Annotated in this window: 22 protein-coding genes; 16 read left to right on the plus strand and 6 right to left on the minus strand. The window is 58.4% G+C overall.

Annotated features, from left to right (window positions below):
- Positions 1-19: 19 nt before the first annotated feature.
- The 3 genes from GOW60_RS02025 (at position 20) to GOW60_RS02035 (ending at position 2,182) form a co-directional block, all read left to right on the plus strand.
- Positions 20-619 (plus strand): superoxide dismutase, encoded by a 600-nt coding sequence (locus GOW60_RS02025; RefSeq protein ID WP_171228054.1) that lies wholly within the window; start codon positions 20-22, stop codon positions 617-619.
- A 4-nt stretch (positions 620-623) separates the two neighbouring features.
- On the plus strand, positions 624-1,502 hold the full coding sequence (locus GOW60_RS02030; protein ID WP_171228055.1) for a metallophosphoesterase: 879 nt from the start codon (positions 624-626) through the stop codon (positions 1,500-1,502).
- A 218-nt stretch (positions 1,503-1,720) separates the two neighbouring features.
- The gene (locus GOW60_RS02035) at positions 1,721-2,182 is read left to right on the plus strand and encodes a host attachment protein (protein ID WP_152458383.1); all 462 of its coding nucleotides are present in this window, start codon (positions 1,721-1,723) and stop codon (positions 2,180-2,182) included.
- 43 nt (positions 2,183-2,225) lie between these two features.
- On the opposite strand, the gene GOW60_RS02040 is transcribed toward GOW60_RS02035, so the two are convergent.
- Positions 2,226-2,777, minus strand: a complete 552-nt coding sequence (locus GOW60_RS02040; RefSeq protein WP_152458382.1) for a TIGR00730 family Rossman fold protein — start codon at positions 2,775-2,777, stop codon at positions 2,226-2,228.
- 127 nt (positions 2,778-2,904) lie between these two features.
- Here GOW60_RS02040 and GOW60_RS02045 point away from each other — a divergent pair, with 127 nt between their 5' ends.
- From GOW60_RS02045 to GOW60_RS02055, 3 genes are all read left to right on the plus strand, one after another.
- A complete protein-coding gene (locus GOW60_RS02045; RefSeq protein ID WP_171228056.1) occupies positions 2,905-4,278 on the plus strand; it encodes a LysM peptidoglycan-binding domain-containing protein in 1,374 nt (457 codons plus the stop codon).
- A 76-nt stretch (positions 4,279-4,354) separates the two neighbouring features.
- Positions 4,355-6,160, plus strand: coding sequence for an ABC transporter ATP-binding protein/permease (locus GOW60_RS02050; protein WP_171228057.1), 1,806 nt, complete (start codon positions 4,355-4,357; stop codon positions 6,158-6,160).
- Positions 6,161-6,217: 57 nt separating this feature from the next.
- Positions 6,218-6,616 (plus strand): DUF2147 domain-containing protein, encoded by a 399-nt coding sequence (locus GOW60_RS02055; RefSeq protein WP_171228058.1) that lies wholly within the window; start codon positions 6,218-6,220, stop codon positions 6,614-6,616.
- 44 nt (positions 6,617-6,660) lie between these two features.
- On the opposite strand, the gene GOW60_RS02060 is transcribed toward GOW60_RS02055, so the two are convergent.
- Both GOW60_RS02060 and GOW60_RS02065 read right to left on the minus strand, forming a co-directional pair.
- The gene (locus tag GOW60_RS02060) at positions 6,661-10,449 is read right to left on the minus strand and encodes an efflux RND transporter permease subunit (RefSeq protein ID WP_171228059.1); all 3,789 of its coding nucleotides are present in this window, start codon (positions 10,447-10,449) and stop codon (positions 6,661-6,663) included.
- Positions 10,446-11,672, minus strand: coding sequence for an efflux RND transporter periplasmic adaptor subunit (locus GOW60_RS02065; RefSeq protein ID WP_152458377.1), 1,227 nt, complete (start codon positions 11,670-11,672; stop codon positions 10,446-10,448). The genes GOW60_RS02060 and GOW60_RS02065 overlap by 4 nt, the downstream gene beginning before the upstream one ends.
- A 226-nt stretch (positions 11,673-11,898) precedes the next feature.
- Here GOW60_RS02065 and GOW60_RS02070 point away from each other — a divergent pair, with 226 nt between their 5' ends.
- The 3 genes from GOW60_RS02070 to der are packed head-to-tail and all read left to right on the plus strand — an operon-like array spanning position 11,899 to position 15,450.
- Positions 11,899-12,570, plus strand: a complete 672-nt coding sequence (locus tag GOW60_RS02070; protein WP_171115289.1) for a hypothetical protein — start codon at positions 11,899-11,901, stop codon at positions 12,568-12,570.
- A 44-nt stretch (positions 12,571-12,614) separates the two neighbouring features.
- The gene (locus tag GOW60_RS02075) at positions 12,615-13,937 is read left to right on the plus strand and encodes a PQQ-like beta-propeller repeat protein (RefSeq protein ID WP_171228060.1); all 1,323 of its coding nucleotides are present in this window, start codon (positions 12,615-12,617) and stop codon (positions 13,935-13,937) included.
- Between the two features lie 49 nt (positions 13,938-13,986).
- Positions 13,987-15,450 carry a ribosome biogenesis GTPase Der gene (der, locus tag GOW60_RS02080; protein WP_171167550.1) on the plus strand — a complete coding sequence of 488 codons (1,464 nt, stop codon included), beginning with the start codon at positions 13,987-13,989 and terminating at the stop codon, positions 15,448-15,450.
- 221 nt (positions 15,451-15,671) lie between these two features.
- Here der and GOW60_RS02085 read toward each other — a convergent pair whose 3' ends face one another.
- Positions 15,672-15,917 (minus strand): hypothetical protein, encoded by a 246-nt coding sequence (locus GOW60_RS02085; RefSeq protein WP_171228061.1) that lies wholly within the window; start codon positions 15,915-15,917, stop codon positions 15,672-15,674.
- A 456-nt stretch (positions 15,918-16,373) separates the two neighbouring features.
- On the opposite strand from GOW60_RS02085, the gene GOW60_RS02090 reads away from it, so the two are divergent.
- Positions 16,374-17,357, plus strand: coding sequence for a fatty acid desaturase (locus GOW60_RS02090; RefSeq protein ID WP_171167554.1), 984 nt, complete (start codon positions 16,374-16,376; stop codon positions 17,355-17,357).
- Between the two features lie 93 nt (positions 17,358-17,450).
- Positions 17,451-18,092, plus strand: coding sequence for a helix-hairpin-helix domain-containing protein (locus tag GOW60_RS02095; RefSeq protein WP_171228062.1), 642 nt, complete (start codon positions 17,451-17,453; stop codon positions 18,090-18,092).
- A gap of 56 nt (positions 18,093-18,148) precedes the next feature.
- On the opposite strand, the gene serS is transcribed toward GOW60_RS02095, so the two are convergent.
- Complete coding sequence (gene serS, locus GOW60_RS02100; RefSeq protein WP_171228063.1) at positions 18,149-19,441, minus strand: serine--tRNA ligase; 1,293 nt, start codon at positions 19,439-19,441, stop codon at positions 18,149-18,151.
- Positions 19,442-19,513: 72 nt separating this feature from the next.
- Positions 19,514-21,178 carry a mechanosensitive ion channel family protein gene (locus GOW60_RS02105; protein ID WP_171228064.1) on the minus strand — a complete coding sequence of 555 codons (1,665 nt, stop codon included), beginning with the start codon at positions 21,176-21,178 and terminating at the stop codon, positions 19,514-19,516.
- Between the two features lie 202 nt (positions 21,179-21,380).
- Here GOW60_RS02105 and yajC point away from each other — a divergent pair, with 202 nt between their 5' ends.
- The 5 genes from yajC to GOW60_RS02130 are packed head-to-tail and all read left to right on the plus strand — an operon-like array spanning position 21,381 to position 25,444.
- Positions 21,381-21,668: a preprotein translocase subunit YajC gene (gene yajC / locus GOW60_RS02110; protein WP_152458368.1), complete on the plus strand. Its 288-nt coding sequence runs from the start codon at positions 21,381-21,383 to the stop codon at positions 21,666-21,668.
- A 33-nt stretch (positions 21,669-21,701) separates the two neighbouring features.
- Positions 21,702-23,363 (plus strand): protein translocase subunit SecD, encoded by a 1,662-nt coding sequence (gene secD / locus GOW60_RS02115; protein ID WP_171228065.1) that lies wholly within the window; start codon positions 21,702-21,704, stop codon positions 23,361-23,363.
- 1 nt (position 23,364) lies between these two features.
- A complete protein-coding gene (gene secF, locus GOW60_RS02120) occupies positions 23,365-24,333 on the plus strand; it encodes a protein translocase subunit SecF (RefSeq protein WP_171115306.1) in 969 nt (322 codons plus the stop codon).
- Positions 24,326-25,078 carry a sulfite exporter TauE/SafE family protein gene (locus tag GOW60_RS02125; protein ID WP_152458365.1) on the plus strand — a complete coding sequence of 251 codons (753 nt, stop codon included), beginning with the start codon at positions 24,326-24,328 and terminating at the stop codon, positions 25,076-25,078. The genes secF and GOW60_RS02125 overlap by 8 nt, the downstream gene beginning before the upstream one ends.
- 12 nt (positions 25,079-25,090) lie before the next feature.
- Positions 25,091-25,444, plus strand: a complete 354-nt coding sequence (locus GOW60_RS02130; protein ID WP_152458364.1) for an Mth938-like domain-containing protein — start codon at positions 25,091-25,093, stop codon at positions 25,442-25,444.
- Positions 25,445-25,574 lie beyond the last annotated feature (130 nt).

Raw genomic sequence — 25,574 nt, forward strand, 5'->3', positions numbered from 1 at the left:
ATTTAAACAGGGGGCCGACATGGCTTTTGAACTTCCTGATCTTCCTTATGCACATGACGCGCTGGCAGCCAAGGGTATGTCCGCGGAAACGTTGGAATATCACCACGACCTGCACCACAAGGCCTACGTCGACAACGGCAACAAGCTGATCGCCGGCACCGAATGGGACGGCAAGTCGCTGGAAGAGATCATCGTTGGTACTTACGACGCAAACGCCGTGGCACAAAACGGTATCTTCAACAACATCAGCCAGTTGTGGAACCACAACCAGTTCTGGGAAATGATGGGGCCGGGCGAGTCCAAGATGCCGGGCGAGCTGGAAAAGGCGCTGACCGAAAGCTTCGGTTCGGTAGATGAATTCAAGTCGCAATTCAGTGCCGCCGGTGCGGGTCAGTTCGGTTCAGGCTGGGCGTGGCTGGTCAAGAACGCCGATGGCTCGCTGGCCGTCACCAAGACCGAGAATGGCGTGAACCCACTGTGCTTTGGTCAAACCGCGCTGCTGGGTTGCGATGTTTGGGAGCACTCCTACTACATCGATTTTCGCAACAAGCGTCCAGCCTACCTGTCGAACTTCCTCGACAATCTGGTGAACTGGGAAAACGTCGCATCGCGGATGTAACGTATTGAACCGACGTCGGTTTATAAAGGGCCTGCTGGCGGTGACGCTGGCAGGCCTTGTCACGGCCGCCTACGGGTTCATCATTGAACCCGCGGTTCGGTTGCGCGTGCGCAAATGGCGCATTCAGCGGGACGACTGGACAGCGCCGCCGCTCAGAATCGCCGTACTGTCCGATATGCATGTGGGCGAGCCCTATGTCGGCCTGAACCGCGTAAAGCAGGTGGTCCGTCGAACCAATGCGCTGGCTCCGGACGTGATCCTGCTGTTGGGTGATTTCTTTGCAAGCCACAAAGGTGTCTCGGACACGGTCAAGATGCAGGACCTGGCCCCTGTGCTTGCCGGGCTTGAGGCAAAAAATGGTGTCTTTGCCGTTCTGGGCAATCACGACTGGTGGGATGACAGGTCGGCTCAGCGGCGCGGGTCCGGGCCCAATCGCTATGCCGAAATTCTGGAACAGAACGGCATTTCGGTGTTGTCCAATGCCGCGATCAAACTCGAAACTCAGGGCATCTGGTTGGCCGGGCTCGAGGATCAGCTGGCGATCTGGCGCAATGGCAAGCCGCAAGGATTGGACGATCTGGAAGGTACTCTGGCGCAGATCACCGATGACGCTCCGGTTGTGATGATGGCGCATGAGCCCGATGTGTTTCCCACTGTGCCCAGTCGGGTGGCCTTGACCCTTTCAGGGCACACACATGGTGGCCAGGTTCGCCTGTTCGGCTGGTCGCCTGTGGTGCCATCGAAATTCGGCAATCGCTATGCCTATGGCCATGTACGCGAAGATGGGCGCGATCTGGTCGTTTCGGGCGGTATCGGCTGCTCGATCCTGCCGGTTCGTCTGGGCGTGACGCCCGAAATCACCGTTGTCGAGATGTCCGCCTAAAGGGTTGATGACCAGCCGGTGAAAACCCGCCGATACGTGCCCTTTCTGCATGACGGTATCTTGTTTGCTGTTTTCCAGTACACATCTCTGTAGGGCAGAGGGAGAAACTGCATATCACGTCAAACAATGATCGGGCTGCGCACTGTTCGTGCGTCAACAACCCCGCATGTCCGGCAGGTCGAGGGATACCCAGAACACAACCTAATCAGGAGATCGCAATGGTCGCACTTACACAGGGAACTTGGGTTATTGTTGCAGATGGAGAGAAAGCGCTGGTGATGGAGAATATCACCGATGCCGACGATCCCAACCTTGTCGTCGTCGCTGTCGAAGAACAAGACGGCCCGACCGGAAAACCGACGGACCGGGCAGGTCGTCGCAACGACGGCGGACCAAAACAGAAATCGGCAATTGAAGAACCCACGTGGAAGGCGCACGCAAAATCTCTGTTCGTGCAGGATCTGGCGAACCTGTTGAATCGCAAGGGGCTGAAAGGCGCCTATGACAGGCTGGTTCTGGTGGCCAGCCCTCATGTTCTGGGCCTGTTGCGGCGTCGGTTGCACAGCGAGGTGCTGGGAAAGGTCGTGGCCGAGGTCAACAAGACCCTGACCAATCATCCTTTGCACAAGGTCGAACAGGTGGTGCGCCACAGTCTGCAACCCAAAGCCAGACTGGCCTGATCAATACGGCGGGCGGTTCGACCGCCCGCATGGTTTCCCATCCTCAAGTCAGCTTGTTCCGCAGGGCGATCATGGCTGTATCGGCGTCTTCAACCCAGGTGATGAAATCCGCCAAAGACGTGTCGGCAAAGCCTTGCCCGATCACCTGATCCAACAATGTGTGCAACGCGTCCCAATAGCCGTTCACATTGACCACGACGATTGGCTTGTCATGCAGGCCAAGCTGGCGCCATGTCAGCGCTTCGAACAGCTCGTCCAGCGACCCCGGACCGCCCGGCAGAACCACGACGGCGTCGGCGTTCATGATCATGACCTTCTTGCGCTCGTGCATTGTCTCGGTGATCACGAAATGGGTCAGATCCGTTTTTCCGACCTCGCGCTTGACCAGATGCACCGGAATGACGCCGAAAGTTTCACCACCGGCATTCTGCGCGGCACGGGCCACTTCACCCATCAAACCGACATCTCCGGCTCCGTAGACCAGCCGCCAGCCTTCCTGCGCCAGCAGGCTGCCGAACTGCCGTGCAGTTTCAGAATAAGCCTTCTCGGCTCCATTGCGTGACCCGCAGTACACACAGACTGATTTCTGAGACATCAAAGAGGGGCTCCGGGGTTGTGTCAGGGGTTTTGACCCGTGATAGCGGGATTGATAGATTGGCTCAACTGTCCGTCGGAAAGCTTTTCAACGCATAGCTTTTGCCCGGCGGAGTGAAAGGAAAATAATGGACGCCAAATCGGGAAACGGAAGCTCGGGCAATTTCATCTGGGGGGTGATTGCGGGTCTTGTTGCGATATTGGGCGCGGGTGGATTGTATCTGTCCGGCGTCTTCACCAAAACGCCCGAGCCGAGCGCCCCGCAGGAAACCGTCTCTGCCGTGGCCCCGGAACCTGTAGGGCAGGATGCGCAGGTTTCGGAACCGGAAGTGGCTGAACAGGCGGCTCCTGCGGATGAAGGGCCCACGACCGAGCCTGCCGAGGACACAAGTGAAACGGCAGACGCCTCTGACGCGGATACTGCCGTTGTCAAGACGGATGATACCGAGCCCGAGCCAGCGGCCCCTCCTGCGCTGGATCAGATTTTTGTTGAGCCAGATGGCACGGCGCTGTTGTCCGGCGATGCCGAGCCCGGCAGCCGGATCGAGGTGCTGTTGAACGGCGAAACCCTGCACAGCTTTACCGTGGACGGCAGCGGCCAGTTTGCCGAATTCGTTTCGATCCCGTTCAGCGACGCGGCTCAGGGGTTGGTCCTGCAAAGCAAGGATGGCGAACGGATCACACAGTCCGACGACTATCTGATTGCGGCATTGCCAAAGCCGGTCGAAGAAGCGCCTGAAACTGAAGAATCGCCGGCATCCGATCCGGACACGACGGCCGATGCCGAAGACGCCACAATCGCGACAGCCGATGCAGAAGTTGAGCCCGAAACGGCGACCGAAGTTCCAGCGCCAGAAACTGACGTGACCGGAACCGAAACCACCGTGCCGGAGGCCGAGGAAACGCAAACCGCCGACTTGCCGCCGCAGACACCCGAACCGGATCAGCAGATTGCGGTGCTGCGGTCCGGCGAAGAAGGGGTTGAACTGGTGCAGCCGCCTGTGGTGCGGGATACGCCCCCCGATCAGATCGCACTGGATACCATCGGATATTCTGATACCGGCAATGTTCAGTTGACAGGACGTGTGCAGGACGGTGCAGCCGTTCGACTGTACCTGAACAATCGTCTGGTTGCCGATCTCGACCCGAAAGAGGATGGATCCTGGCGCAGCGATCTGGAGGGGATTGATCCGGGTGTCTACACGCTGCGCGTGGACGCGGTGAATACGGACGGGACGGTGCTGAGCCGGGTCGAAACGCCGTTCAAGCGAGAGCCGGTTGAAGTGCTGGATGCCGCCGTGGCGGCCAGCCAGGCCAACGCGCAGGGCGAAGCAGCTGCCATCCGTTCGGTTACGGTTCAACGGGGCGACACGCTGTGGGCCATCTCGCGCGACCGGTTTGGCGACGGGGTCCTGTATGTACGGCTGTTCGAGGCCAATCGCGACCTGATCCGCGATCCGGATCTGATCTATCCGGGGCAGGTCTTCACCATACCTGAATAAGCATCGCCTTTGGCCCAAGCGGGCCGGGGTCAATCTCTGACCGCAGTTAAGGTACGTGATGAGACGAACACCTACTATGACCCCGGACGATACGGCGCCGCGCGACGAACGAAGCTCGGGCTGGCGCACGATCCGCAAAGTGGCACCCTATCTTTGGCCACAGGATGAGCCATGGGTAAAGCGCCGCGTGGTGATTGCCATGGTCATGCTGGTTCTGGCCAAGCTGATCGCGGTCTATACGCCGATCCTTTACAAAGGTGCCGTTGACGCCTTGGCAGGTGAAGGCGTGCCGCCGGTGGCGCTGGGCGCGGTCGGGCTGACGGTCGCCTATGGCGTGGCGCGGATGCTGACCGTGGGTTTCCAACAACTGCGGGACGCGGCCTTTGCGCCCGTGGGGCAAAGGGCTCTGCGGGCGTTGGCGCTCGAGACCTTTCGGCATATTCACAACCTTTCGATGCGTTACCACGTGTCCCGCCGTACCGGGGGGCTGAGCCGCATCATCGAACGGGGTGTCAAGGGCGTCGAGTTCCTGTTGCGCTTTCTGCTGTTCTCGATCGGGCCGCTGATCCTGGAACTGCTGCTGGTGGCGATCATCCTGATGTGGCTGTTCGATGTCTGGTATCTGGTGGTCGTCGTCGTCACAATCGGTCTGTATATCTGGTTTACATTTGCCGTGACCGAATGGCGGGTGAAGCTTCGGCGCGAGATGAACGATCAGGACACCGAAGCCAATCAGCGCGCCATCGACAGCCTGCTGAATTTCGAAACTGTCAAGTATTTCAATGCAGAAGCCCGCGAAGCTGAACGATATGATGTGTCGATGAAAGCCTATGCTGGGGCGGCGCTGAAAACGGCTTATTCGCTGGCATTTCTGAATTTTGGCCAGTCATTCCTGATCACTTGTGGTTTGATCGGTGTGATGGTTCTGGCTGCAATCGGGGTTCAGAGCGGGAACCTGACAGTGGGCGACTTTGTCATGGTCAACGCCTACATGATCCAGATCACCGTACCCCTGAATTTTCTGGGGACGGTCTATCGGGAAATCCGGCAATCGTTGGTCGATATGGGGCAGATGTTCGATCTGCTTGAACAGCCCACCGAAGTCACCGACAAACCCTGTGCGCCCAACCTCAAGGTGAATGGCGGCGAAGTCACGCTGGATGACGTGCATTTCGGCTATGACCCTGAAAGAGATATCCTCAAAGGTGTTTCGTTGACCGTTCCTGCCGGGCAGACCGTGGCCATCGTGGGGGCAACGGGGTCTGGCAAATCAACCATCGGGCGGCTGCTGTTCCGGTTCTACGATGTGACCAAAGGATCCTTGAAGATCGACGGGCAGGATGTGCGGGATGTGACGCAGACCAGCCTGCACGCGGCCATCGGCGTTGTGCCGCAGGACACGGTACTGTTCAACGACAGCATCCGGTACAACATTGCCTATGGCCGCGATGACGCCACCCCGGAGGAGGTCGAGGCCGCCGCCCGAGCTGCACAAATTCACGATTTCATCACCTCGCTGCCCGAAGGCTATGACACTATGGTCGGTGAACGGGGGCTCAAACTGTCAGGTGGTGAAAAACAAAGAGTCGGCATCGCGCGGACTTTGCTCAAGAACCCGCCGATCCTGTTGCTGGACGAGGCGACCTCGGCCCTGGACACGGATACCGAGCAGGACATCAAGGATGCGCTGGCGCGCGCGGGAGAGGGTCGTACGGTTATCACCATTGCCCATCGCCTCAGCACCATTGCCGAAGCGGACCGGATCGTGGTTCTGGAAGCGGGCGAGGTCATCGAACAGGGCACGCATGATGAGTTGCTGGCGCGGTCGGGGCGGTATGCCCAATTGTGGAACCGGCAGCAATCGGACGGGGAGGCGGCCTAAAAATCCAAACTTGGAGCGAAACAGGGTAGAATACACCAAACCAGGAGGGTGCCTGTCATGATGAAGCGACTGAATTCACGACTATCGTCTGTTGTGATCGCGATTTGTCTGCCCGTTATTGTGGCGGCCGATCCCATCGTGGGTGTCTGGAAGACTGAACCTGACCGCAAGAACCTGATTTCGCATATCAAAATCACGGCGTGTGGAGATAAGTTCTGCGGTCGGATCCTTTCGGCCTATGACGCTTCAGGCAAGGAAGTCCAAACACCGAATATCGGCAAGAAACTGTTCTGGGACGTGGCCGGTGAAGGCGATGGAAAATACGGCGGCGGCGAATTCTGGGTCCCGTTGATCAACGTGGATGCGGTGCCACAGATGACGTTGCAGGGGGATAAGCTGCTGGTCAAAGGATGCGAACACGAGATCTGCGCACATCAGACGTGGTCCCGGTTGTGATGATGGCCAAATGAAAAAGGACCGGGAAAACCGGTCCTCTTCCTTTATTCAGCAGCTTTCAGCGGCGGGCCAGAGGGGCGACCAGACTGATCTGATCGACTGTCCTGTTCTGGTCCTTCGGAACGCGAGTCGTCCTCCCACACAATTTCAGTGGCCTGCATCTGCCGGGCAGAGCGCCCTATCGCCATGTCCTGCGCGATCTGGCTGGACCGGCCTGCCGTTACACGGGCCAGAACTCGGCTGAGCCAAATCGCATAGGTTGTCACCCAGACCCGCAAGGCCAGAAGCGATGGCGTCACGATCAGCGTCAGAACAGTTGCAATGCCCAGGCCAAAGACCACCGCTGTGGCCAGCTGTTTCCACCACAGTGCGGTGGGGCTGTCGATTGAATAGCCGCCGTTGATGAAGTCCAGCGATAGGCCGAACATCATCGGCGTCAGACCGGCCATCGTTGTCAGCGTGGTCAGCAGCACAGGGCGGATACGGGACTCCGCGGTGCGGATGATCGCCTCGATCCTTGGCATATAGCTGCTGTATTCCTGATAGGTGTCGATCAGAACGATATTGTTGTTCACCACGATACCGGCCAGGGCCACGATGCCGGTCCCGGTCATGATGATCGAGAAGGGCTGTTCCATCACGATCATGCCGATCAGAACCCCGGTAGTGGACAGAACCACCGCCAGCAGCACGAGAACTGAATTGTAGAACGAGTTGAACTGCGCCAGCAGGATCACGAACATCAGCCCCAGGGCGCCCATGAACGCGTTCACCAGGAAGGCGCCGGATTCTTCCTGTTCTTCCTGATCACCGGTCCATTCCCAGCTGATCGCGTTGGCAAACGGGCCGGTTTCCAGCCACTCCGTCAGCACCGCAATACGCTCGTTCGGGTTGATCAGCGCAAACTGAGCGTCCCCGTCTTCGATTGCGCTGCGCAGCTGGTCGACACTTTCTGCGCCGGTCAGTTGCACCAGTTCATATGACTTTCCACCCGTACCATTCAGAACGGTGCCGGTCGGTGTGTAGCCTTCCGTCACTTCACGCATGACGGCCAGCCGCACCTGTTTTCCATCGGGGCCTTCGGTCACGACCTTGCTCAGCCCCGGTTCGACATCCGCTTTGACGTCGTAGTATCGCTGCTGGTCGACGCGGTTGATTTCGGCCAGCTTGGCCACGGGTTTGCGCGTCACGAAGTTCGACAACGGCACCAAACCGTCCGGGGTACGAACCTTGAGTGTATCCAGTGTCGACAAAACGCGGTCTTCTTCGGGCAGACGAACGCGAATTTCGATCTCTTCGTCATTGCTGTCCGGGCGCATCTCGCCCAGCAATATGCCGCGCGTGACCAACTGGACCATGGCGCCGACGGTTGCCACGTCGGCTCCGAACCGACCGGCCTTGGCCACATCCACGTCAATCTGCCAGTCGATGCCGGGCAGTGGCAGGGTGTCTTCGGTCTTGATCAGGCCCGGCGTGGTGTCGAAAACCTCGCGGGCGGTGATCGCTGCCGAGGTCAGGTCTTCCCACCCGTCACCCTTGATGCGCAGATGCACAGGCTTGGCTGAAGCAGGGCCTTGCTCCAAGGGCAGAATCTCGACGATGATACCGGGGATCGTTGCAAGTTGGGCATTCAGTTCATCAATCACGAAGTCGCCGTCATATTCGGGCGCCACGAAGTGCCGCTCGAACAGGCCCCACAGAGCGGATTCCGAGATGTTGGGACGATCTTCCCACGGGATGATTTCGAACTGAACCCGGCCCACTGTATCGGCCGGCGCCTGAGCGCCACCGTTATTCTGGTTCAGGCCACCTTCGCCCGCAAAGGCAAAGACATTGATGACCGCGGGATGAGATCCGATGATCTCTTCGGCGGCAAGAACCATCGCGTCTTTTTCCGCCAGGGAAAGGTTCCCGCGGGCACGCACATATGCGGTGGCCTGTTCAGGTTCGCTTTCCACGAAGAATTCAACCCCGCGGGATTCCCGAGGAAACCAGACGAAGGCCACGAAATACACCGCCGTGAAAACCGTCAGCAGGGAAACGATCGGCATGATCGGATTGCCGACAAGGAACCGAACGACGTGGCCAAAAAACGTGTGTTCGTCCGCTGTATGAACGTGGTCCTCTTCGGCGCGTTCAATTTTGGCCGCGCTCAGGGTTACAGACCCGGCAAACGCCCCGAACAGGAACAGCAGGGCGCCGGCGATCGAGCCACCGGGCAGCAGGTAGTTGGGGTTCAGAACCTGCATCGCACCCAGAAAGATCATGTATAGCGACGGCGGCACCATAAGCACCCGGACCCACCATGGCGTGCGGGCCCGCAACCAGGTCGAAGACCGATCGAAGAGGCGGCTCAGCCGGCCGGATACACCGCCCATGACCGGCAGATAGATCAGCGCCACGATCAGTGAAGCCGACAGAACGAAGATCAGCGTGACCGGCAGCATTCCCATGAACTCGCCGGGAATACCGGGCCAGAACAACATGGGCAGGAACGCACAGAGTGTCGTTGCGGTCGAGGACACGATGGGCCAGAACATGCGCTGGGCGGCCTCGACATAGGCGTGCATCGGGCCCACGCCTTCCTTGATGCGTTTGTCGGCGTATTCCACCACGACGATGGCGCCATCCACCAGCATCCCCACCGCCAGGATGAGGCCGAACATCACGATGTTCGAGATGCTGACACCCATGACCGCCAGAAACGCAAAACACAGCAGGAACGAGGTCGGGATCGCAAAACCGACCAGCAGGGCGGCCCGCGTACCCAGCGAGGCAAGAACCACGATCATCACCAGCGCAATCGCGGTCAGAACCGAGCCTTCAAGCTGGCTGACCATCGAGCCGACGATGCGGCTCTGGTCGTTCGATGTGCCCAGGTCAACCGCCGCCTGAAGCTCGGGCGGCCACTTGGTCTTTGCATGCGCAATGGTTTCCTTCACCTGCGCGACGGTGTCGATCAGGTTATAGCCCTTGCGCTTGACCACCTGCAACGCGACGGTCGGTTCACCGTTGAAACGGGCCGTCCCTTCGCGGTCTTCGAAAGTGTAGTTGATCTGTGCCAGTTCCCCCAAGGTGACGACCCGATCACCGTTGACCTTGATGGGCAGGCCGTAAACATCCTGTGCGGTTTTAAACGACGACGGTATCTTGACCGAGAAGGTGCCTTGCGCGGTTTCAACTTCACCGGCCGCAATCAACTGGTTGTTGTTTCGCACCACGTTGATCAGCTCGTCCGCCGTCACGTTGTACGCCTCGAGCCGAAGCGGGTCGATCACGACCTCGAGCATCTCGTCGCGATTGCCTGCGATACCGGCTTCGAGAACGGAATCCAGAGCCTCAAGATCGTCCTGCAGATCCTTGGCGACACGAGCCATCGTGCGTTCGGGAACGGGACCGGTCAGGTTCACGATGACGATCGGGAATTCGGAAAAGTTGATCTCGGTCAGGGAATATTGTTCTGCGCCTTCAGGAAAGTCCGCCTGAGCTGTGTTCATCGCGTCACGCACATCGGCCATGATCGCGGTCTTGTCCCAACCGAAGTCAAATTCCAGCGCGACCCCCGCATAGTTTTCGGCAGCGGTCGATGTCATTTCCTTGAGCCCGTCGAGATCCGCCAGTTCGGTCTCCATCGGCTTGATCAGCAGGTTTTCAGAATCCTCTGCGGAAATCCCGGGAAACTGCACAGATACAAACAGGGCAGGGATTTCGATATCCGGCTCGCCTTCTTTCGGAAGCGAGACATAGGCAAATCCACCGATAACCAGCGAGATGGCGATAAATGCCAACACCATGCGGGCCCGATCAGCGGCCCATGCGACAACACCGGTCATTGTGAAGCTTCCCGATAGGTCGGCGCAACGGTCACACCGCGTGTCACGAACTCTTGTCCGACAATGATTATGTCGGCTGTTTCGGGCAGACCGTCGACCCAGACACCCTCTGCCGTGTCACGCAGAATGCGGACAGGCAGGAAATCCACCACATTGCCGGTGCCGACAGTACGGACACCCAATTGACCCTCGTTGCTTAGGGTCAGGGCGGATTGCGGCAGCAGATGTGCCTTTGTGCCTTCGGCTGCGATGCGGATGGTCGCGGTCTGACCGTCGCGAATGGTCAGATCCGGGTTCGGAACCGTGATTTCAACTTCGAACGTACGCGTTGTTTCATCAGCCGACCGGCTGAGGAAAGTGACGCGGCCGCCAAGCTGCCGACCTGTGACCAGCGTTGCCGATGCCTCGGACCCCACCTGAACACGGTTGACTTCGGTTTCCGGCACGAACCCGACCAGTTTGATCGGATCAAGCTGAATGACGGTTGCGCACAGCGATCCGGGCTGCATCAGGCTGCCCAGTTCTGCGGTGTCGCTTTCCAGCAGGCCCTTGAACGGAGCTTTGATGGTCAGGCGTCCAACCTCTCGCTGCGCGGCTTCAACTGCGGCTGTGGCTGCTTCGATTCCGGCCCGAGTCGCCTCCAGCTCGGCTTCGGCGGATTTTACACCTGCTTTGGCGGCGCTCATCGCAGCCTCGCTGGAAATCCGGCGGGTTTCCGAAGCAAACCCGGTTTCCGCCAGTTTGCGCGAAGCCGTCAGATTGATTTCGGCCTCGGCCACACGGGCATGCGCCTCCTGCAAACGGGCTTCAGCCTCGGGAATGCGGCTTTCGGCTTCGAGTTTTCCGGCCAGCGCCTCGGCCAGTTGCGCCGGACGCGTGCCGGGGTCGAGTTCACACAGAACATCCCCGGCCTCGACAAAGGCACCTTTGCGCTTGGGTTCCGAGATCACCGTGGATGTGGTTTCAGACAGAACCTCGACCTGCCGGTTCGCCTTGGTTTGTCCACGCAGCAGAACCGCACTGTCAATTTCGCGCGCCTGCGAACGCAGGGCGACCACGCCAACGGCATCAATATCGGTCTCGTCGGATTCGGCGGCTTCGGTCTGCGCCGCTTCTTCCGCTTCGCCACGCCCGGCGAAAGCAAACAAAGAGTCGCGCTCAAAAACAAGAAAATACAACGCAATAATAACCAGAAGGGCGTTGATGAAAGAAATCAAACGCATTCAGTGTTTCTCCTAGAATTCGGTGCCAACAAAAGCGGGGCCGTCTTGGTATGAAATGGGGCGTCGGCTGTGTAATTTCTACACTAAACTGAATAGTTCGGTTTAGTTTTTTTCGCAAGAGAGAAGCCAAGCGGTGAAAATGCGCAAAATCGGACCCTTGGCTTGGCGTTGGCGCCGGGGTATGACATGGCGCACTTATGCAAGACACACAGCCCAGGGGGCAGGAATGAGCGACACCGACAGTTTCATTGATGAGGTCACGGAAGAGGTACGCCGTGACCGGATGTATCTGCTGCTGCGCCGTTGGGGCTGGGTTGGTGTGGCGGCGGTCGCGCTGATTGTTGGCGGGGCGGCGTTCAATGAATACCGCAAATCCCGCGATACGGCCCAGGCGCAGGATCTGGGTGACTCGATTCTTGCGGCCCTGTCGGAAAACGATTCTGATGCACGGGCAGCCGGTTTGCGGGAAATCGAGGCGCAGTCGCCGGGCGGGAATGCTGTTCTGAACATGCTGCTGTCTGCGTCTCAGCTTGAAGCGGGATCGCGCGAAGAGGCGGTCAACAGTCTGAACGCGGTTGCCGTGCAGGGGGATTTGCCCGAGATCTATCGTGCGATCGCAAGCTTCAAGGCGCTTTTGTTGCAAAGCGACACCTTGCCCGCCGCCGACCGTCGACAGCAGTTCGAAGCGCTGGCAGCGCCGGGTGCGCCCCTTCGACTGCTGGCCGAAGAGCAGTTGGCCCTGATCGACGTGTCCGAGGGCAATGTCGATGCGGCACTGGACCGCTTGCAGGCGCTGCGTCAGGACGCCGAGGTCGGTATTGATCTGCAACAGCGTGCGGCCCAGCTGATAGTTGCGTTGGGCGGCGAACCCGAGCCATTGGTGGCGCAACAGGGCTGACCAGGCGGGACAAAAGACTTAATGACAGGCGAGTTCGGAACACCATGGTAACAAGACTAATTTCCCGCGCGGGATTGCCGGTTGCGGCACTGGCTTTGACCGCATTGACCGCCTGTGAACCTCCCGAAGCGATTTTGCCCGGAGAACGCGAAGACATCCGTCCGGCGTCTGATCTGGAAACAGTGGAAAAAAGCGGCTCTCAGCCCATCAGCCTGCCAGCTCAAAAAGCCAATGTCAGCTGGCCGCAAAGCCCTGGTACGGCTGCTTACCGAACCTCGAACGCGGCACTGCGTGGCACGCCACAGCGGGTCTGGTCTGTGTCGATCGGGCAGGGCGACTCGCGCAAGCAACGTATCACCGCCGAACCGGTGGTTGCGGGCGGGTTGATCTATACACTGGATGCGGGGGCGACGGTGTCAGCGGTCACGCCGCAGGGCCAGTTGGCCTGGGATACCGATCTGGTTCCGCCAAGCGACGGTGATGCAGACGCCACCGGTGGCGGCATGGCGTATTCGAACGGCGTTCTCTATGTGTCCTCCGGGTTCGGGCGACTGACCGCATTGGATGCAAAAACGGGCGCCGTGCGGTGGCAGAAGCGATTGGACGCAACCGGAAGCGGCTCTCCGATGGTCAATGACGGGTTGTTGTACCTGGTTGCGGGGGACGAAACCGGGTGGACCATCAACACCAAGGATGGGCGTATCGCCTGGCAAATCGAAGGCACGCCCAGCGTCGGTAACGTTCTGGGCGCACCGGCACCGGTGATTGCCTCGGACCTGGCAGTGTTTGCATTCGGGTCCGGCGATGTTGCGGCCACCTTCCGCCGTGGGGGCATCCGTCGCTGGAATGCGTCGGTCGCAGGCGGGCGGCGGGGACGGGCCGCCGCGCAGATCGTTGACGTGACCGGCAGTCCGATGGTTGTCGGAAACACAATCTATATCGGCAACCATTCTGGCCGGACCGTTGCCTTTGACGCCGCCACCGGTGAACGCCGCTGGACCGCCGATGAAGGAGCGGTTGATACTGTCTGGCCCGCAGGCAACAGCATCTTCCTGATCAGTGACCGCAGTCAGCTGGTGCGCTTGAATGCGGCCGATGGCTCGGTCATCTGGGCGCAGGATCTGCCAAGCTTTGTCAAGGACAAGCGAGGCCGCCGCGGACCGATCTTTGCACATTACGGTCCGATCCTGGCCGGAGGCCGTATTGTGATTGCGTCCAATGACGGTTATCTGCGCTTCTTCAATCCGGTTAACGGGGCACTGGTTCACCAGGTCGAAGTTCCCGGAGGTGCAACTACAGCTCCGGTTGTCGCCGGGCAAACGCTGTATGTCGTTTCCTCCAAGGGGGATCTACACGCTTTCCGTTGACGGCAAGATGCGCTAAAGGGCGCTTCTTGAGTCTTGAAAGTTGAGTATCATGTCGCTGACCCTCGCCATCGTGGGGCGCCCGAATGTGGGCAAATCCACCCTGTTCAACCGCCTTGTGGGCAAACGTCTGGCCCTTGTCGACGACCAGCCCGGCGTGACGCGTGACCTGCGCGAAGGCGAAGGGCGTCTGGGCGATCTGCGCTTTACAGTGATTGATACGGCGGGTCTTGAGGACGCGACGGATGACAGCCTTCAGGGGCGGATGCGCCGTCTGACGGAACGTGCCGTGGACATGGCTGATGTCTGCCTGTTCATGATCGACGCGCGCGTCGGTGTGACACCAACGGATGAAATGTTCGCAGAGATCCTGCGCAAACGGTCCAAGCACGTGATCCTTGCGGCCAACAAGGCCGAAGGCAATGCTGCGGATGCGGGTGTTCTGGAAGCTTACAACCTTGGTCTGGGTGAACCGGTCCGCTTGTCGGGCGAACACGGTGAAGGGATGACGGACCTCTATGCGCAGCTGATGCCTCTGGCAGACGCGGCAGAGGAAAAACAGGTCGAGGAAGCCCCGCAAACCGACATTGAACTGGACGAAGACGGTGAGGGTGAGACGCCGCTGATCACTGCGGCCAAACCCTTGCAGGTTGCGGTGGTGGGGCGTCCGAACGCTGGCAAATCCACCTTGATCAACAAGATCATCGGCGAAGACCGTCTGTTGACCGGGCCAGAAGCCGGGATCACGCGCGACGCAATCAGTTTGCGAATCGACTGGGCTGACCCGGACGGCCAAAGTACGCCGATGCGGATCTTTGACACCGCAGGGATGCGCAAGAAAGCAAAAGTACAGGAAAAGCTGGAAAAGCTTTCCGTGTCCGACGGCCTGCGCGCGGTAAAATTTGCCGAGGTCGTCGTTGTGTTGCTGGACGCCGCGATCCCGTTTGAACAGCAGGATCTGCGGATTGCCGATTTGGCCGAGCGCGAAGGCCGGGCCGTTGTCGTCGCCGTCAACAAGTGGGACATAGAAGACAACAAGCAGGAAAAGCTGCGCGAGTTGAAAGAGTCGTTTGACCGTCTGCTGCCGCAACTTCGCGGCGCGCCGCTGATCACGGTATCCGCCAAGACGGGCCGGGGGTTGGAGCGTTTGCGCGCCGCGATCCTGCGCGCCCATGACGTCTGGAACCGCCGGGTGCCGACTGCCGCCTTGAATCGCTGGCTGACCGCGATGCTGGAACAACACCCGCCGCCAGCCCCACAGGGACGCCGGATCAAACTGCGCTACATGACGCAGGCCAAAACCCGACCTCCGGGGTTTGTTGTGATGTGTTCGCATCCGGACAAAATGCCTGAAAGCTATACCCGTTACTTGGTGAACGGTTTACGGCAGGATTTCGACATGCCCGGAACACCGATCCGCCTGACGCTGCGCGGGCAAGGGGACAAGAACCCCTACAAGGGTCGACGCAAGAAAAACGCGGGCGCATTGGCCAAGCATCTGAAGGGGCGCGGGTAAGCTGCGCACCAGAATCAGGGCTTTGATGACACAGGCAGGTTGTCTCAATCGTTCCCAAGGACGAATGCGCGGTTCGCTTCTGCGGCATTGGCGATACCCTCCGACGTCCCATTGCCCTGTTCTATGGCCGTCGCCAGCTCGGTCGCGGCTGAGCCGGTCGTGAAGATCGATGCAATTCGCGTTCGACCTCCGAAAAGACCTTTGGAAGCGCCGGCATTGTCCTAGCTCAGGTCAAATGTCGAAACCAAACTGACCGCCTCATCATTGGGTCGATTGTTTTGATTGCGCGATATGGTCGGAACCAGCGTTGTCACGCGGCGCTGTATACCTGCGTTGACCTCGACAGGTAGCGCCTTGGCAGGATCAGAGCGCAAGGCGATGTTCACGCCGCTGCGTTCCCCATAGACCAAACTGCGATCCTGAATCCAGGTGCAACCCGCGACCGCGCAACTCGTGCAGGACTGCATTGCCAGTCAAGATGGCGGCAGAGGATGAGGTGCCGAAGCCGTTAAAAGAGCACCCCGCAAGCGAGACGCAGATGAATGGCGCAAATGGCAAAATATTTCTCGATAAAGTCAATCGACAGGCCTGAAAATACTGTTTGTTTTTCTGATCGGAAGCCTCCACGCGTCAACTCAGAGGGGCATGCGAATACGGTTGAAGCGTTCCGAGACACTTCAGGGCAGTATTTCTCGGGCGCTTCCTTCTTATGAGAGGCTCGCGTTTTTCAGTGCCGGTGATCCTGACGCCAGCGCGTAACTGCGCCAATTTTCAGCGTTTTCGCTCTGAGGGCGTGACAGCCCCTGTTCTGCGCGCTAGCATTCATGTGTGTGCATCTGTCAGCACATGCATTGCCTGCACGCGGTCAAGCCGCGACTCGATTTTAGCAGATTAAAACAGGGCCATCGTGGGGAGCGGACTGGATGGATCTGAGGGAATACACAAGACACTACGCAGTTCAGGACAACAGATTGGCTGCACTGAGCTATTTCGGCACGTTTGCGGTGTATTTCGCATCGCTGTCTCTGGCGATCGTATTCGTGGATCGCTGGTACATCATGATCCCGGCCGGGATCGTCTTCGCCTTTTCGGCGGTACGTCTTTATGTGTTGCAACATGATTGCGGGCACCATTCGCTGTTTGAAACGCGAATGCAGAACGAATGGGCAGGGCATGGTCTTTCGCCATTCACCTTTGCACCGTTCGAGGTGATGAAACAGAACCACAATCTGCACCACGCGGGGATCGGAAACCTCGAACATCGTGAGACCGGCGAAATTCACACGATGACATTGCGGGAATGGAAAAATGCGGACTGGAAAACACGTTTGTTTTACAGGCTGTATCGAAACCCTTTCATTCTGGTGCCGGTCGGTGCGCTGTTCACATATTTCATTCGCTATCGCTGGCCCAAGAACACTGTTCGTTTCGGTGTCAAAGGCGTCTTGCTGCACAATGCCTCGATCATCGTATTTTTGGGCCTGTTGTACCTGGTGGCGGGCATGACCGGTATTCTGGTCTGGCTGGTGTTTTCTTTTCTGGGCGGAATGCTGGGTGTGTTTCTCGTGTATCTGCAACACAATTTTGAAGATACCTATTGGGATCGCCGTCCTGATCTGAACCCGCAGACTGCAGCGTTGCATGGATCTTCTGCACTGGATTTCGGATGGTGGTTCGATACTGCCGTCGCCTGCATCACGCTACATGACATCCATCATTACAACGCACGTATCCCGTCGTACCGGTTGCGGGCCTGCCACTATAACCTGCCGCCTGAATTCACGCCTCGTCGGATCAAGTTCCCCGAGGCAGTGGCGGCTTTGAACCTCAAGCTTTGGGATGAGGATGCGAAACGCCTCGTGCCATTCCCGAAAAATGACCGAACCGCTGGGTTGGCGCATAGCTGATCCATTGGCTCTGAGAAGGCAAGCGCTGAACTGGCGTACATGCATTTCCAATGTATACGCGATGAGGCAGGGCGATAGAGAAAGGACCCTTAGATGACTGCAGTGACCGACGTAAAAGGTGTGGGAGAGGCGCTGGAAAAAGCCCTTGCAGCCAATGGCTTCAAGACCGCAGAAGCGATAGCGAAGGCGTCACCCGCAGATCTGGTCAAGGTTCCTCGGGTCGGTGAGAGCCGAGCCGCCGTATTGATCGAAGCCGCAAAAGCCGCGATAGCCGCAACACCCACTGCCGGGAAGCCTGGCGCGCGCAAGGCGCCGGCACGAAAGCCAGCGGCACGGAAGCCAGCGGCCGCAAAACCAGCCGCCCGAAAGCCGGCGACACGAAAAGCCGACCCGCGCAAGACCGTTGCCGCTGTAGCGGCAGAAAAACGGGCGGAAGAAGCTGCACGCAAAGCGGCAGAAGAACAAGCAGCGGCCGAAAAAGCCGAAGCCGCCGCCAAGAAAAAGGCCAAGGCCAAGGCGAAAGCTGAAAAAGCCGCCAAGAAACGCAAAGAAATGGAAGCAGCGTTTTCCAAGGCCAAGGATAAGGTGAAAGCAAAGTCCAAGAAGGACAAAAAATCGAAAAAGGACGAAAAGAAAAAAGACGCCAAGAAGGGCAAAAAAGACGCCGAGAAGGGCAAGAAAAAAAGTGACAAGAAGAAAGATAGCAAGAAGGACAAGAAAAAGGCGAAGAAATAAATTCCTTCGCCCCGTCTTGCATTGTGAACCGGCGCCCGGTGGTGCCGGTTTGTTTTTCAGGCCAGTGTGCCGTCCAGTTGCAGGGTCAGTTTTCCGCCCAGATAGGGGCTCAGGACTTCGGGCAGGGTCACGGTGCCGTCCGCGTTCTGGCCATTTTCCAGCACGGCAATGAGGCAACGCCCAACAGCCAAACCCGAACCGTTCAGCGTATGGACGTATTCCGGCTTGCCGCCACCTTCGGGGCGGAACCTTGCGTTCATGCGGCGGGCCTGAAAATCACCGCATGTCGAAACCGAGCTGATCTCGCGATAGGTGTCCTGACCGGGCAACCAGGCCTCGATATCATAGGTGCGGCGGGCGCCAAAGCCCATGTCTCCGGTACACAGGATGACAGTGCGGTAAGGAATGCCCAGCTTTTCCAGAATGCCCTCGGCGCAGCGCAGCATGCGCTTTTGTTCTTCATCGGATTTGTCCGGATGCGTGATCGAAACCATCTCGACCTTTTCGAACTGGTGCTGCCGCAACATCCCGCGGGTGTCTTTGCCCGCGGATCCGGCCTCGGACCGGAAGCACAGGGAATGCGCGGTGTAGCGTCGGGGCAGATAGCTTTCCTCGATCAAACTGTCGTTGACGATATTGGTCAGCGACACTTCGGAGGTCGGGATAAGCCACCAGCCTTCGCGGGTCTGATAGCTGTCTTCGCCAAATTTCGGCAATTGGCCGGTGCCCTGCATCATTTCGGACAGAACCAGAACCGGGCCGTTCACTTCGGTCAGCCCGTTTTCGGTGATATGCGTATCCAGCATGAACTGCGCCAAAGCGCGATGAATGCGGGCGACGCCACCGGACAGCAGCACAAATCGCGAACCCGAGAGTTTGGCCGCGGTTTCGAAATCCATACCTTGCTGAACGGCTTCGATCTCGAAGTGTTCCTTGGGCGCAAAATCCAGTTCACGCGGTGTGCCCCAGCGGTTGATCTCGACATTGTCGTTTTCATCCACGCCATCCGGCACATCCTCGGCGGGCAGATTTGCGATCCGGATCAACTGATCCGTCAGCAGGGCATCCAGATCCTTGGCCTCGGTCTGCATCCGCGCGATTTCGGCTTTTTTCTCGGCGACAAGCGCGCGCAGGCGTTCGAATTCGGCTTCGTCGCCTCGAGCTTTGGCAGCCCCGACTTCCTTGGACGCTTTGTTCTGTTCGGCTTGCGCTGTTTCGGCCGCCAGAATCTTGGCGCGGCGGCTTTCGTCCAGCCTGAGCAAATCTGACGACACCGGCGCGTCCCCACGGCGCGCTAAAGCGGCGTCGAATGCGGCAGGGTTTTCGCGAATGGCGCGGATGTCGTGCATGTCTCAGATCCTTGAATGCGTGAATCACTGAAACCGCTTATGCACCATCTGTGGGGCAGGGTGTAGCGCCGGTTACGACTTATCGGCCTCGTCGTGGGTTTCATGTGCCAGATGTCCGTCCCAGTCCTCGGTCGGGATTTTTGGTTCTGGCGGATCAGCCATGTAAGATGGCGTCATGATCTGCACTTTGTTCTCGTTGAAAACGGCGACAATGTTGCGATGCAGGTCCGAGCGGATTTTCGGAATGATGCTGCCGCGGGTGGTGTAACCGTTGATCTGATAATTGATGGCGTAGTCGGCCAGCGCCGTCCACAACACGAAAGGTTCAGGCTTGGCCTTGATCCCCTTGGTGCGGTTGGCCGCCTCGATCAGCATCGCTTCGACTTTTTCGGGCGGTTCTTCATATCCGATGCCAACCGTCGTGTGCAGCAGCAACCCACTGCCATCGGTCTTCTTCGAGAAATTCACGACGTCCGAATTCATCAATTGGGCGTTCGGGATCGAAATCAGCTCGTTCTTGATGGATTTCAGATGCGTCTCCATCAGTTTGATCTGAACCACGTCGCCGATATGCTCTCCGATCTGAATACGGTCGCCAATTGACGTGGAACGGCGATAGATCACGAAAAGCCCTGCCAGCATGTTGGACACGACCGAGTTGGCACCCAGCGACAGCATGGCGCCGACCAGAATGGTCAGACCCTGGAAGGCGGCCGAATCCGAACCGGGAATGTAGGGAACGGCAAAGACGAGCGCGATCAGAATCACGATAACCCGAGCGATGTTGAACGTCGGATTGACCCAGTGTTTTTCAAAATCGCCCATTTCGAACGAACCGGCTTCGACCGCGTCGAAGAACACGCGCATGCCCTTGATTATGTACAACGTGACCCATGCGATCAGGCTGAGCATAATCAGGTTTGGGATATAGCTGAGTATTCCCTTGAATATCAGCAGTACCGGTTCTGTCAGATAGGTCAGCAGCAGTTGCGCGAAATAGCGTGTTTCCGCAAAGGCCAGTAGAACGAAGGACAGGTAGTAGTAGAAGCCGAGAAAGAAGATGACCAACAGGGCAAAATTCAGCCCGTATCGGATCAGGGCTGCGATTGCTTCGGCCTGAACGCTTTTGGCCGTCGCCGTTTCGACATCCTTCAAATAACGCTTTACCAGTTTCAGAGTGCGCCGCCTGATCCGCCGGTGCAGCCAAAGGATAACCAGCACGAAGACGACAAAGCCTAAGGTCCATCCGGCGGCTTCAATCGCTCCGGATACCCGGGCTTGATCTGTACGGTTGGAGCGGTAGGCAAGGATGGCCTCTTCGATGGCCTGACCATGCAAGAAGCCGAGGACATCCAGCTCCATCTGGTCCAGTTCGGCGTCTGCAACTGTAACGATCGATACGATTTCACCGTCGGCGCGAATGCGTATACCCAGGTCGGTTTCTTCAAAGGTGATGTCGACCGTGGGGCTTTCCGAGGCTTCGGCCACCTCAATGATCTTGTTCTGCACGCTTTCGGCACGTTCCGGCGCGGGCAGGGCGCTGGAGCCGCGCAGGAAGAACAACATGTCGCCGTCCACGATGACGGGTGCCTTGAAACTTTCGGTTTGTTCCGCTTCGGGTTCGGTGGCTTCGGCAGGCAATTCCTGGGCCTTCACCGGTGCGGCCAGGCACAGGAGCAAGGTCAGCACAGACAGCAAAAGCGTCAACGATTGGAATGGTTTGTATCTAGCTCTCATTGCCCCCCCCTGATGTTCGACTATAGCCAAATTGAGATATCTGCATAGGACATATCTGCAACGATTGACCGGTTCATGTGGCACCTTTGTCAGGTTGCGGCCGATCACATGACCACCTTTGCTTGCAAACGCGCATTTCAAAGCATAGGTTCCGGCAAAATTTGCGGAACGGTGCCGCAAGATCTGAACAAAGGAATATCCCATGGAAGGTGGCGCAATCGCCCAGTTTCTCCCGCTTATCCTGATCTTTGCGATCATGTATTTCCTGCTGATCCGTCCGCAGCAGAAGAAAATGAAGGAACATCAGGCCATGGTCGATGCCGTGCGTCGGGGGGATCAGGTTGTCACCCAAGGCGGGCTGATCGGCAAAGTGTCGAAGGTCAAGGAAGGCGAAAACGAGATCGAAGTCGAGATCGCCGAAGGTGTCAAAGTGCGTGTCGTCAAATCGACCATCGCTCAGGTTCTGAACAAAACCGAACCCGCGAAATAACACCACCTTACAAATCCTTGAAAAGGCAGGGTAATGCTGCACATTGATACCTGGAAGCGGGTTCTGATCTGGCTGGTCTGCGTGACTGGCCTGATCATGGCCCTGCCAAATGCGTTTTACACACGGGTCGAGCAATCAAACGACGCCAAAGCCGCGATCGAACTGGGCGTGGACACGCCCGAGTTGCAGGCCGAGGCGGGGCAATGGCCGAACTGGCTGCCCTCGTCACTGGTCAATCTGGGCCTTGACCTGCGCGGCGGTGCACATCTGTTGGCCGAAGTTCAGGTGCAGGACGTCTACGAATCCCGGATGGAGGCGATGTGGCCAGATATCCGTGACGCCCTGCGCGATGAGCGTTCGACCGTTGGGACGGTCCGCCGTCAGGAATCGGCCCCAGATGAGATTCGCGTGCGCATCAGCCAGCCTGAGGGCATGGCGCGGGCACTGGAGGTCGTGCGCGGTCTTGCCCGTCAAGTGCAGACCCTGACAGGTGTCGGGGCAACGGATATCGAGGCACGTGCCGAAGGCGACACGATTGTCGTTCAGTTGTCCGAGGCAGAAAAACTGGCCTCAGACGACCGCACAGTGCGTCAATCGTTGGAAATCATCCGCCGCCGGATCGACGAAGTGGGCACCCGAGAGCCGACCATTCAGCGTCAGGGTGCCGATCGTATCCTGATTCAGGTGCCTGGCATCGGCAGCGCGGGTGAGTTGAAAGAGATCATCGGCACGACGGCGCAACTGACCTTTAACCCGGTTGCCGGACGCGGCACCGATCCGGATGCCGTTGCAGGCATCGGCGAAGAAATCGTGCCGTCGATTGACGAAAGCGGTGTTTACTACACAATTGAGTCCGCTCCAGTCGTTACCGGAGAGGAACTGGTGGATGCGCAGCCCGCATTCGACCAAAACGGTCGCCCCGCGGTCAATTTCCGGTTCAACACGTCTGGTGCGCGCAAATTCGGGGATTACACCCGCGACAATATCGGAGCCCCCTTTGCCATCGTTCTGGACGACGAGGTAATTTCGGCCCCCGTGATCCAAAGTCATATTCCGGGCGGCTCGGGCATCATCACCGGCAACTTTACGGTTGAGGAAAGCACCAACCTGGCCGTCCTGCTGCGAGCGGGCGCACTGCCAGCCGGTTTGGAATTCCTCGAAGAACGTACCATCGGACCCGAGTTGGGGCAGGACAGTATCGACGCGGGCAAAGTCGCCACAATCGTGGCCTTTGTGGCAGTACTGGTTTTCATGGCGCTCAGCTATGGTCTGTTCGGGATCTTCGCCAACATCGCGCTGATCATCAATGTGGGCCTGTTGTTCGGTCTGCTGTCCGTGATCGGAGCAACCTTGACCCTGCCGGGTATCGCGGGGATTGTATTGACTGTCGGTATGGCGGTGGACGCCAACGTGCTGATCTTTGAACGTATCCGCGAGGAATTGAAATCCGCCAAAGGTCCGGCGCGTGCAATCGAACTGGGCTATGAGAAGGCGCTGTCTGCCATTCTGGATGCGAATGTGACCACATTTATCACCGCCGTGATCCTGTTTGCCATGGGCAGTGGCCCGGTGCGCGGCTTTGCAATCACTCTGGGCCTCGGCATTCTGACCTCGGTCTTCACCGCGATCTTCGTGACGCGCCTGATGGTCGTGATGTGGTTCGAACGCCGCCGTCCGAAAACGATCGAGGTTTGACATGAGACTGAAACTCGTACCCCAGAACACCTCGTTCGATTTCTTCAACCGCTGGAAGGTCTGGTTGGGCATTTCCGGCCTGATGATGGTGATTGCCTTCACCTCGTTCATGCTGCAAGGGTTGAATTTCGGTATTGATTTCCGGGGTGGCACGACGATCCGGACGCAAAGCGCGGTCGAGATCGATGTGGGCACATACCGAGATGCCATCGCCCCGCTGGAACTGGGCGATGTGACCATCACCGAGATTTTCGATCCAACCTTTGCGGATGACGAAAACGTTGCGATGATCCGCATCCAGGCGCAGGAAGATGCCGAGGCTGTCGAAGCAGCGACCATCACCGCCGTAGAGGACGCGTTGCAGCAGGTAATACCTGATATTCAGTTCGTCTCCGTAGAATCCGTGGGCCCCAAGGTCTCGGGCGAGTTGATCCAGACCGCCGTCATCGCGGTGGCTTTGGCGATTGGCGCGGTGCTTGTCTATATCTGGCTACGGTTCGAATGGCAGTTCGCGCTGGGGGCCGTGGCGGCACTGGTTCACGATGTGATCCTGACCATCGGCATCTTCTCGGAACTGCAAATCCGGTTTGACCTGGCCATTATCGCGGCCCTTCTGACCATCGTCGGTTATTCGCTGAACGATACCGTGGTCGTTTTCGACCGGGTGCGTGAGAATCTGCGGAAGTACAAAAAGAAAGACCTCAAAGAGGTGCTGAACATTTCGATCAACGAGACGCTCAGCCGGACGGTGATGACCTCGGTCACCACGTTGCTGGCGTTGATCTCACTTTATGTTCTGGGCGGCGATGTGATCCGCGGCTTCGTATTCGCGATGATCTGGGGCGTGATCGTGGGCACCTATTCATCGGTCTTCGTCGCCTCGACCATCCTGTTGTGGCTGGGGGTCAAGCGCGACTGGTCCAAGCCGTCGAACACGGCGGGCAACCAGTTTGCCAATATTGATGCCTGAGGCGTTGCAACAGGCCTTGTCCCTGCCGGGGCTGGGTTGGTTGGTTCTTACCATCGGAGCCGCGGGACTTGTCCGCGGCTTCACTGGTTTTGGCACCGCGATGATCTTTGTTCCGGTGGCCACTCAATTTCTGCCGATTGCCGATGTCGTCTTTCTGATGGCGGCTACCGGGATCGTATCGACCTTTGCGCTGGCGCCGCAGGCATGGCGTGAATGCGACAAGACTGAAATCAGCACTTTGGGCGTTGCAGCGGCATTAACCGTGCCGCTTGGCCTTTGGGTCATGGCACAGGCCGACACGGTCGTTCTGCGCTGGATTGCCTGCGGTATCACCGGCGTGACCCTGTTGGCGATCGTCACTGGTTGGCGCTGGCAGGGGCGGCTGGGTGTGCCGGGACGGCTGGCCATCGGAGGCAGCGCAGGCGTGATCGGCGGCATGACCGGACTGACCGGCCCGGTCGTTATCGTATTCTATCTGGCCAGCTCTTCAGACGTACGCAAGATTCGTGCCAACACGATCATCTTTCTGGCTTTGCTGGACGTGGCCATCGTCTTCAGCATCCTGATCGGAGGCGCTGCGGATCTGTCGATCCTTTGGATTGTCCTGCTGCTGGGCTTGCCCTATCTGAGCACGACACTGATCGGCAAGGCTCTGTTCGATCCAAAGCTCGAACGGATCTATCGCGCTGCGGCTTATTCGGTCATTCTGATAGCAGTCGTTTCCGGCTTGCCGATCCTGGATTGAAGGAGGGAAGGAATGCGCCTGAACCAAGTTACGTTTTCGGATGCCAAGCCGGTTGATGGCTATGGCCCCGGGTTTTTCCGCATCGGCGGTGATGTGTTCGAAGGCGCAGTTCTGACCGGCCCCGCAGGACCTGCCACCTGGGGCGGTTATGAAGATGCGCAGCCACTTCTGGAGTTGGCCGATGGAATTGACGTTCTGCTTGTCGGTACGGGCAAAGACATGGCCCACATTCCCCAGTCTTTGCGCACCCAGCTGGAGAGTGCCGGTGTCGGCGTCGAAATCATGAATTCTCCGGCTGCGTGCCGCACCTACAATGTCTTGCTCTCTGAAGGTCGCCGAATAGCGCTTGCTCTGATCCCGGTCTGACGGGATCACTTCATCTGGCTGAAAATATCCGGGGTGTGTGAGGGGCTGGCCCCTCACTCGGACCTCTCTGCTCAGAGCTCCCACAACCGAACTGCGGCAAATCCCACCTTTTGCCTCTGATGACATTCCG

The organism is Ruegeria sp. HKCCA4008 (genome assembly GCF_013033125.1).
Lineage (GTDB): Bacteria > Pseudomonadota > Alphaproteobacteria > Rhodobacterales > Rhodobacteraceae > Ruegeria.

What these genes read in the sequence shown, in the direction of transcription:
- GOW60_RS02095 (WP_171228062.1), top strand. Translation starts at nt 17,451, where the DNA reads ATGACTGCAGTGACCGACGTAAAAGGTGTGGGAGAGGCGCTGGAAAAA.
- GOW60_RS02070 (WP_171115289.1), top strand. Translation starts at nt 11,899, where the DNA reads ATGAGCGACACCGACAGTTTCATTGATGAGGTCACGGAAGAGGTACGC.
- GOW60_RS02050 (WP_171228057.1), top strand. Translation starts at nt 4,355, where the DNA reads ATGACCCCGGACGATACGGCGCCGCGCGACGAACGAAGCTCGGGCTGG.
- GOW60_RS02060 (WP_171228059.1), bottom strand. Translation starts at nt 10,449, where the DNA reads ATGACCGGTGTTGTCGCATGGGCCGCTGATCGGGCCCGCATGGTGTTG.
- GOW60_RS02125 (WP_152458365.1), top strand. Translation starts at nt 24,326, where the DNA reads ATGCCTGAGGCGTTGCAACAGGCCTTGTCCCTGCCGGGGCTGGGTTGG.
- secD (WP_171228065.1), top strand. Translation starts at nt 21,702, where the DNA reads ATGCTGCACATTGATACCTGGAAGCGGGTTCTGATCTGGCTGGTCTGC.
- GOW60_RS02065 (WP_152458377.1), bottom strand. Translation starts at nt 11,672, where the DNA reads ATGCGTTTGATTTCTTTCATCAACGCCCTTCTGGTTATTATTGCGTTG.
- GOW60_RS02085 (WP_171228061.1), bottom strand. Translation starts at nt 15,917, where the DNA reads ATGCAGTCCTGCACGAGTTGCGCGGTCGCGGGTTGCACCTGGATTCAG.
- GOW60_RS02045 (WP_171228056.1), top strand. Translation starts at nt 2,905, where the DNA reads ATGGACGCCAAATCGGGAAACGGAAGCTCGGGCAATTTCATCTGGGGG.
- GOW60_RS02040 (WP_152458382.1), bottom strand. Translation starts at nt 2,777, where the DNA reads ATGTCTCAGAAATCAGTCTGTGTGTACTGCGGGTCACGCAATGGAGCC.
- der (WP_171167550.1), top strand. Translation starts at nt 13,987, where the DNA reads ATGTCGCTGACCCTCGCCATCGTGGGGCGCCCGAATGTGGGCAAATCC.
- GOW60_RS02090 (WP_171167554.1), top strand. Translation starts at nt 16,374, where the DNA reads ATGGATCTGAGGGAATACACAAGACACTACGCAGTTCAGGACAACAGA.
- secF (WP_171115306.1), top strand. Translation starts at nt 23,365, where the DNA reads ATGAGACTGAAACTCGTACCCCAGAACACCTCGTTCGATTTCTTCAAC.
- GOW60_RS02105 (WP_171228064.1), bottom strand. Translation starts at nt 21,178, where the DNA reads ATGAGAGCTAGATACAAACCATTCCAATCGTTGACGCTTTTGCTGTCT.
- GOW60_RS02075 (WP_171228060.1), top strand. Translation starts at nt 12,615, where the DNA reads ATGGTAACAAGACTAATTTCCCGCGCGGGATTGCCGGTTGCGGCACTG.
- serS (WP_171228063.1), bottom strand. Translation starts at nt 19,441, where the DNA reads ATGCACGACATCCGCGCCATTCGCGAAAACCCTGCCGCATTCGACGCC.
- GOW60_RS02035 (WP_152458383.1), top strand. Translation starts at nt 1,721, where the DNA reads ATGGTCGCACTTACACAGGGAACTTGGGTTATTGTTGCAGATGGAGAG.
- GOW60_RS02130 (WP_152458364.1), top strand. Translation starts at nt 25,091, where the DNA reads ATGCGCCTGAACCAAGTTACGTTTTCGGATGCCAAGCCGGTTGATGGC.
- GOW60_RS02055 (WP_171228058.1), top strand. Translation starts at nt 6,218, where the DNA reads ATGATGAAGCGACTGAATTCACGACTATCGTCTGTTGTGATCGCGATT.
- GOW60_RS02025 (WP_171228054.1), top strand. Translation starts at nt 20, where the DNA reads ATGGCTTTTGAACTTCCTGATCTTCCTTATGCACATGACGCGCTGGCA.
- yajC (WP_152458368.1), top strand. Translation starts at nt 21,381, where the DNA reads ATGGAAGGTGGCGCAATCGCCCAGTTTCTCCCGCTTATCCTGATCTTT.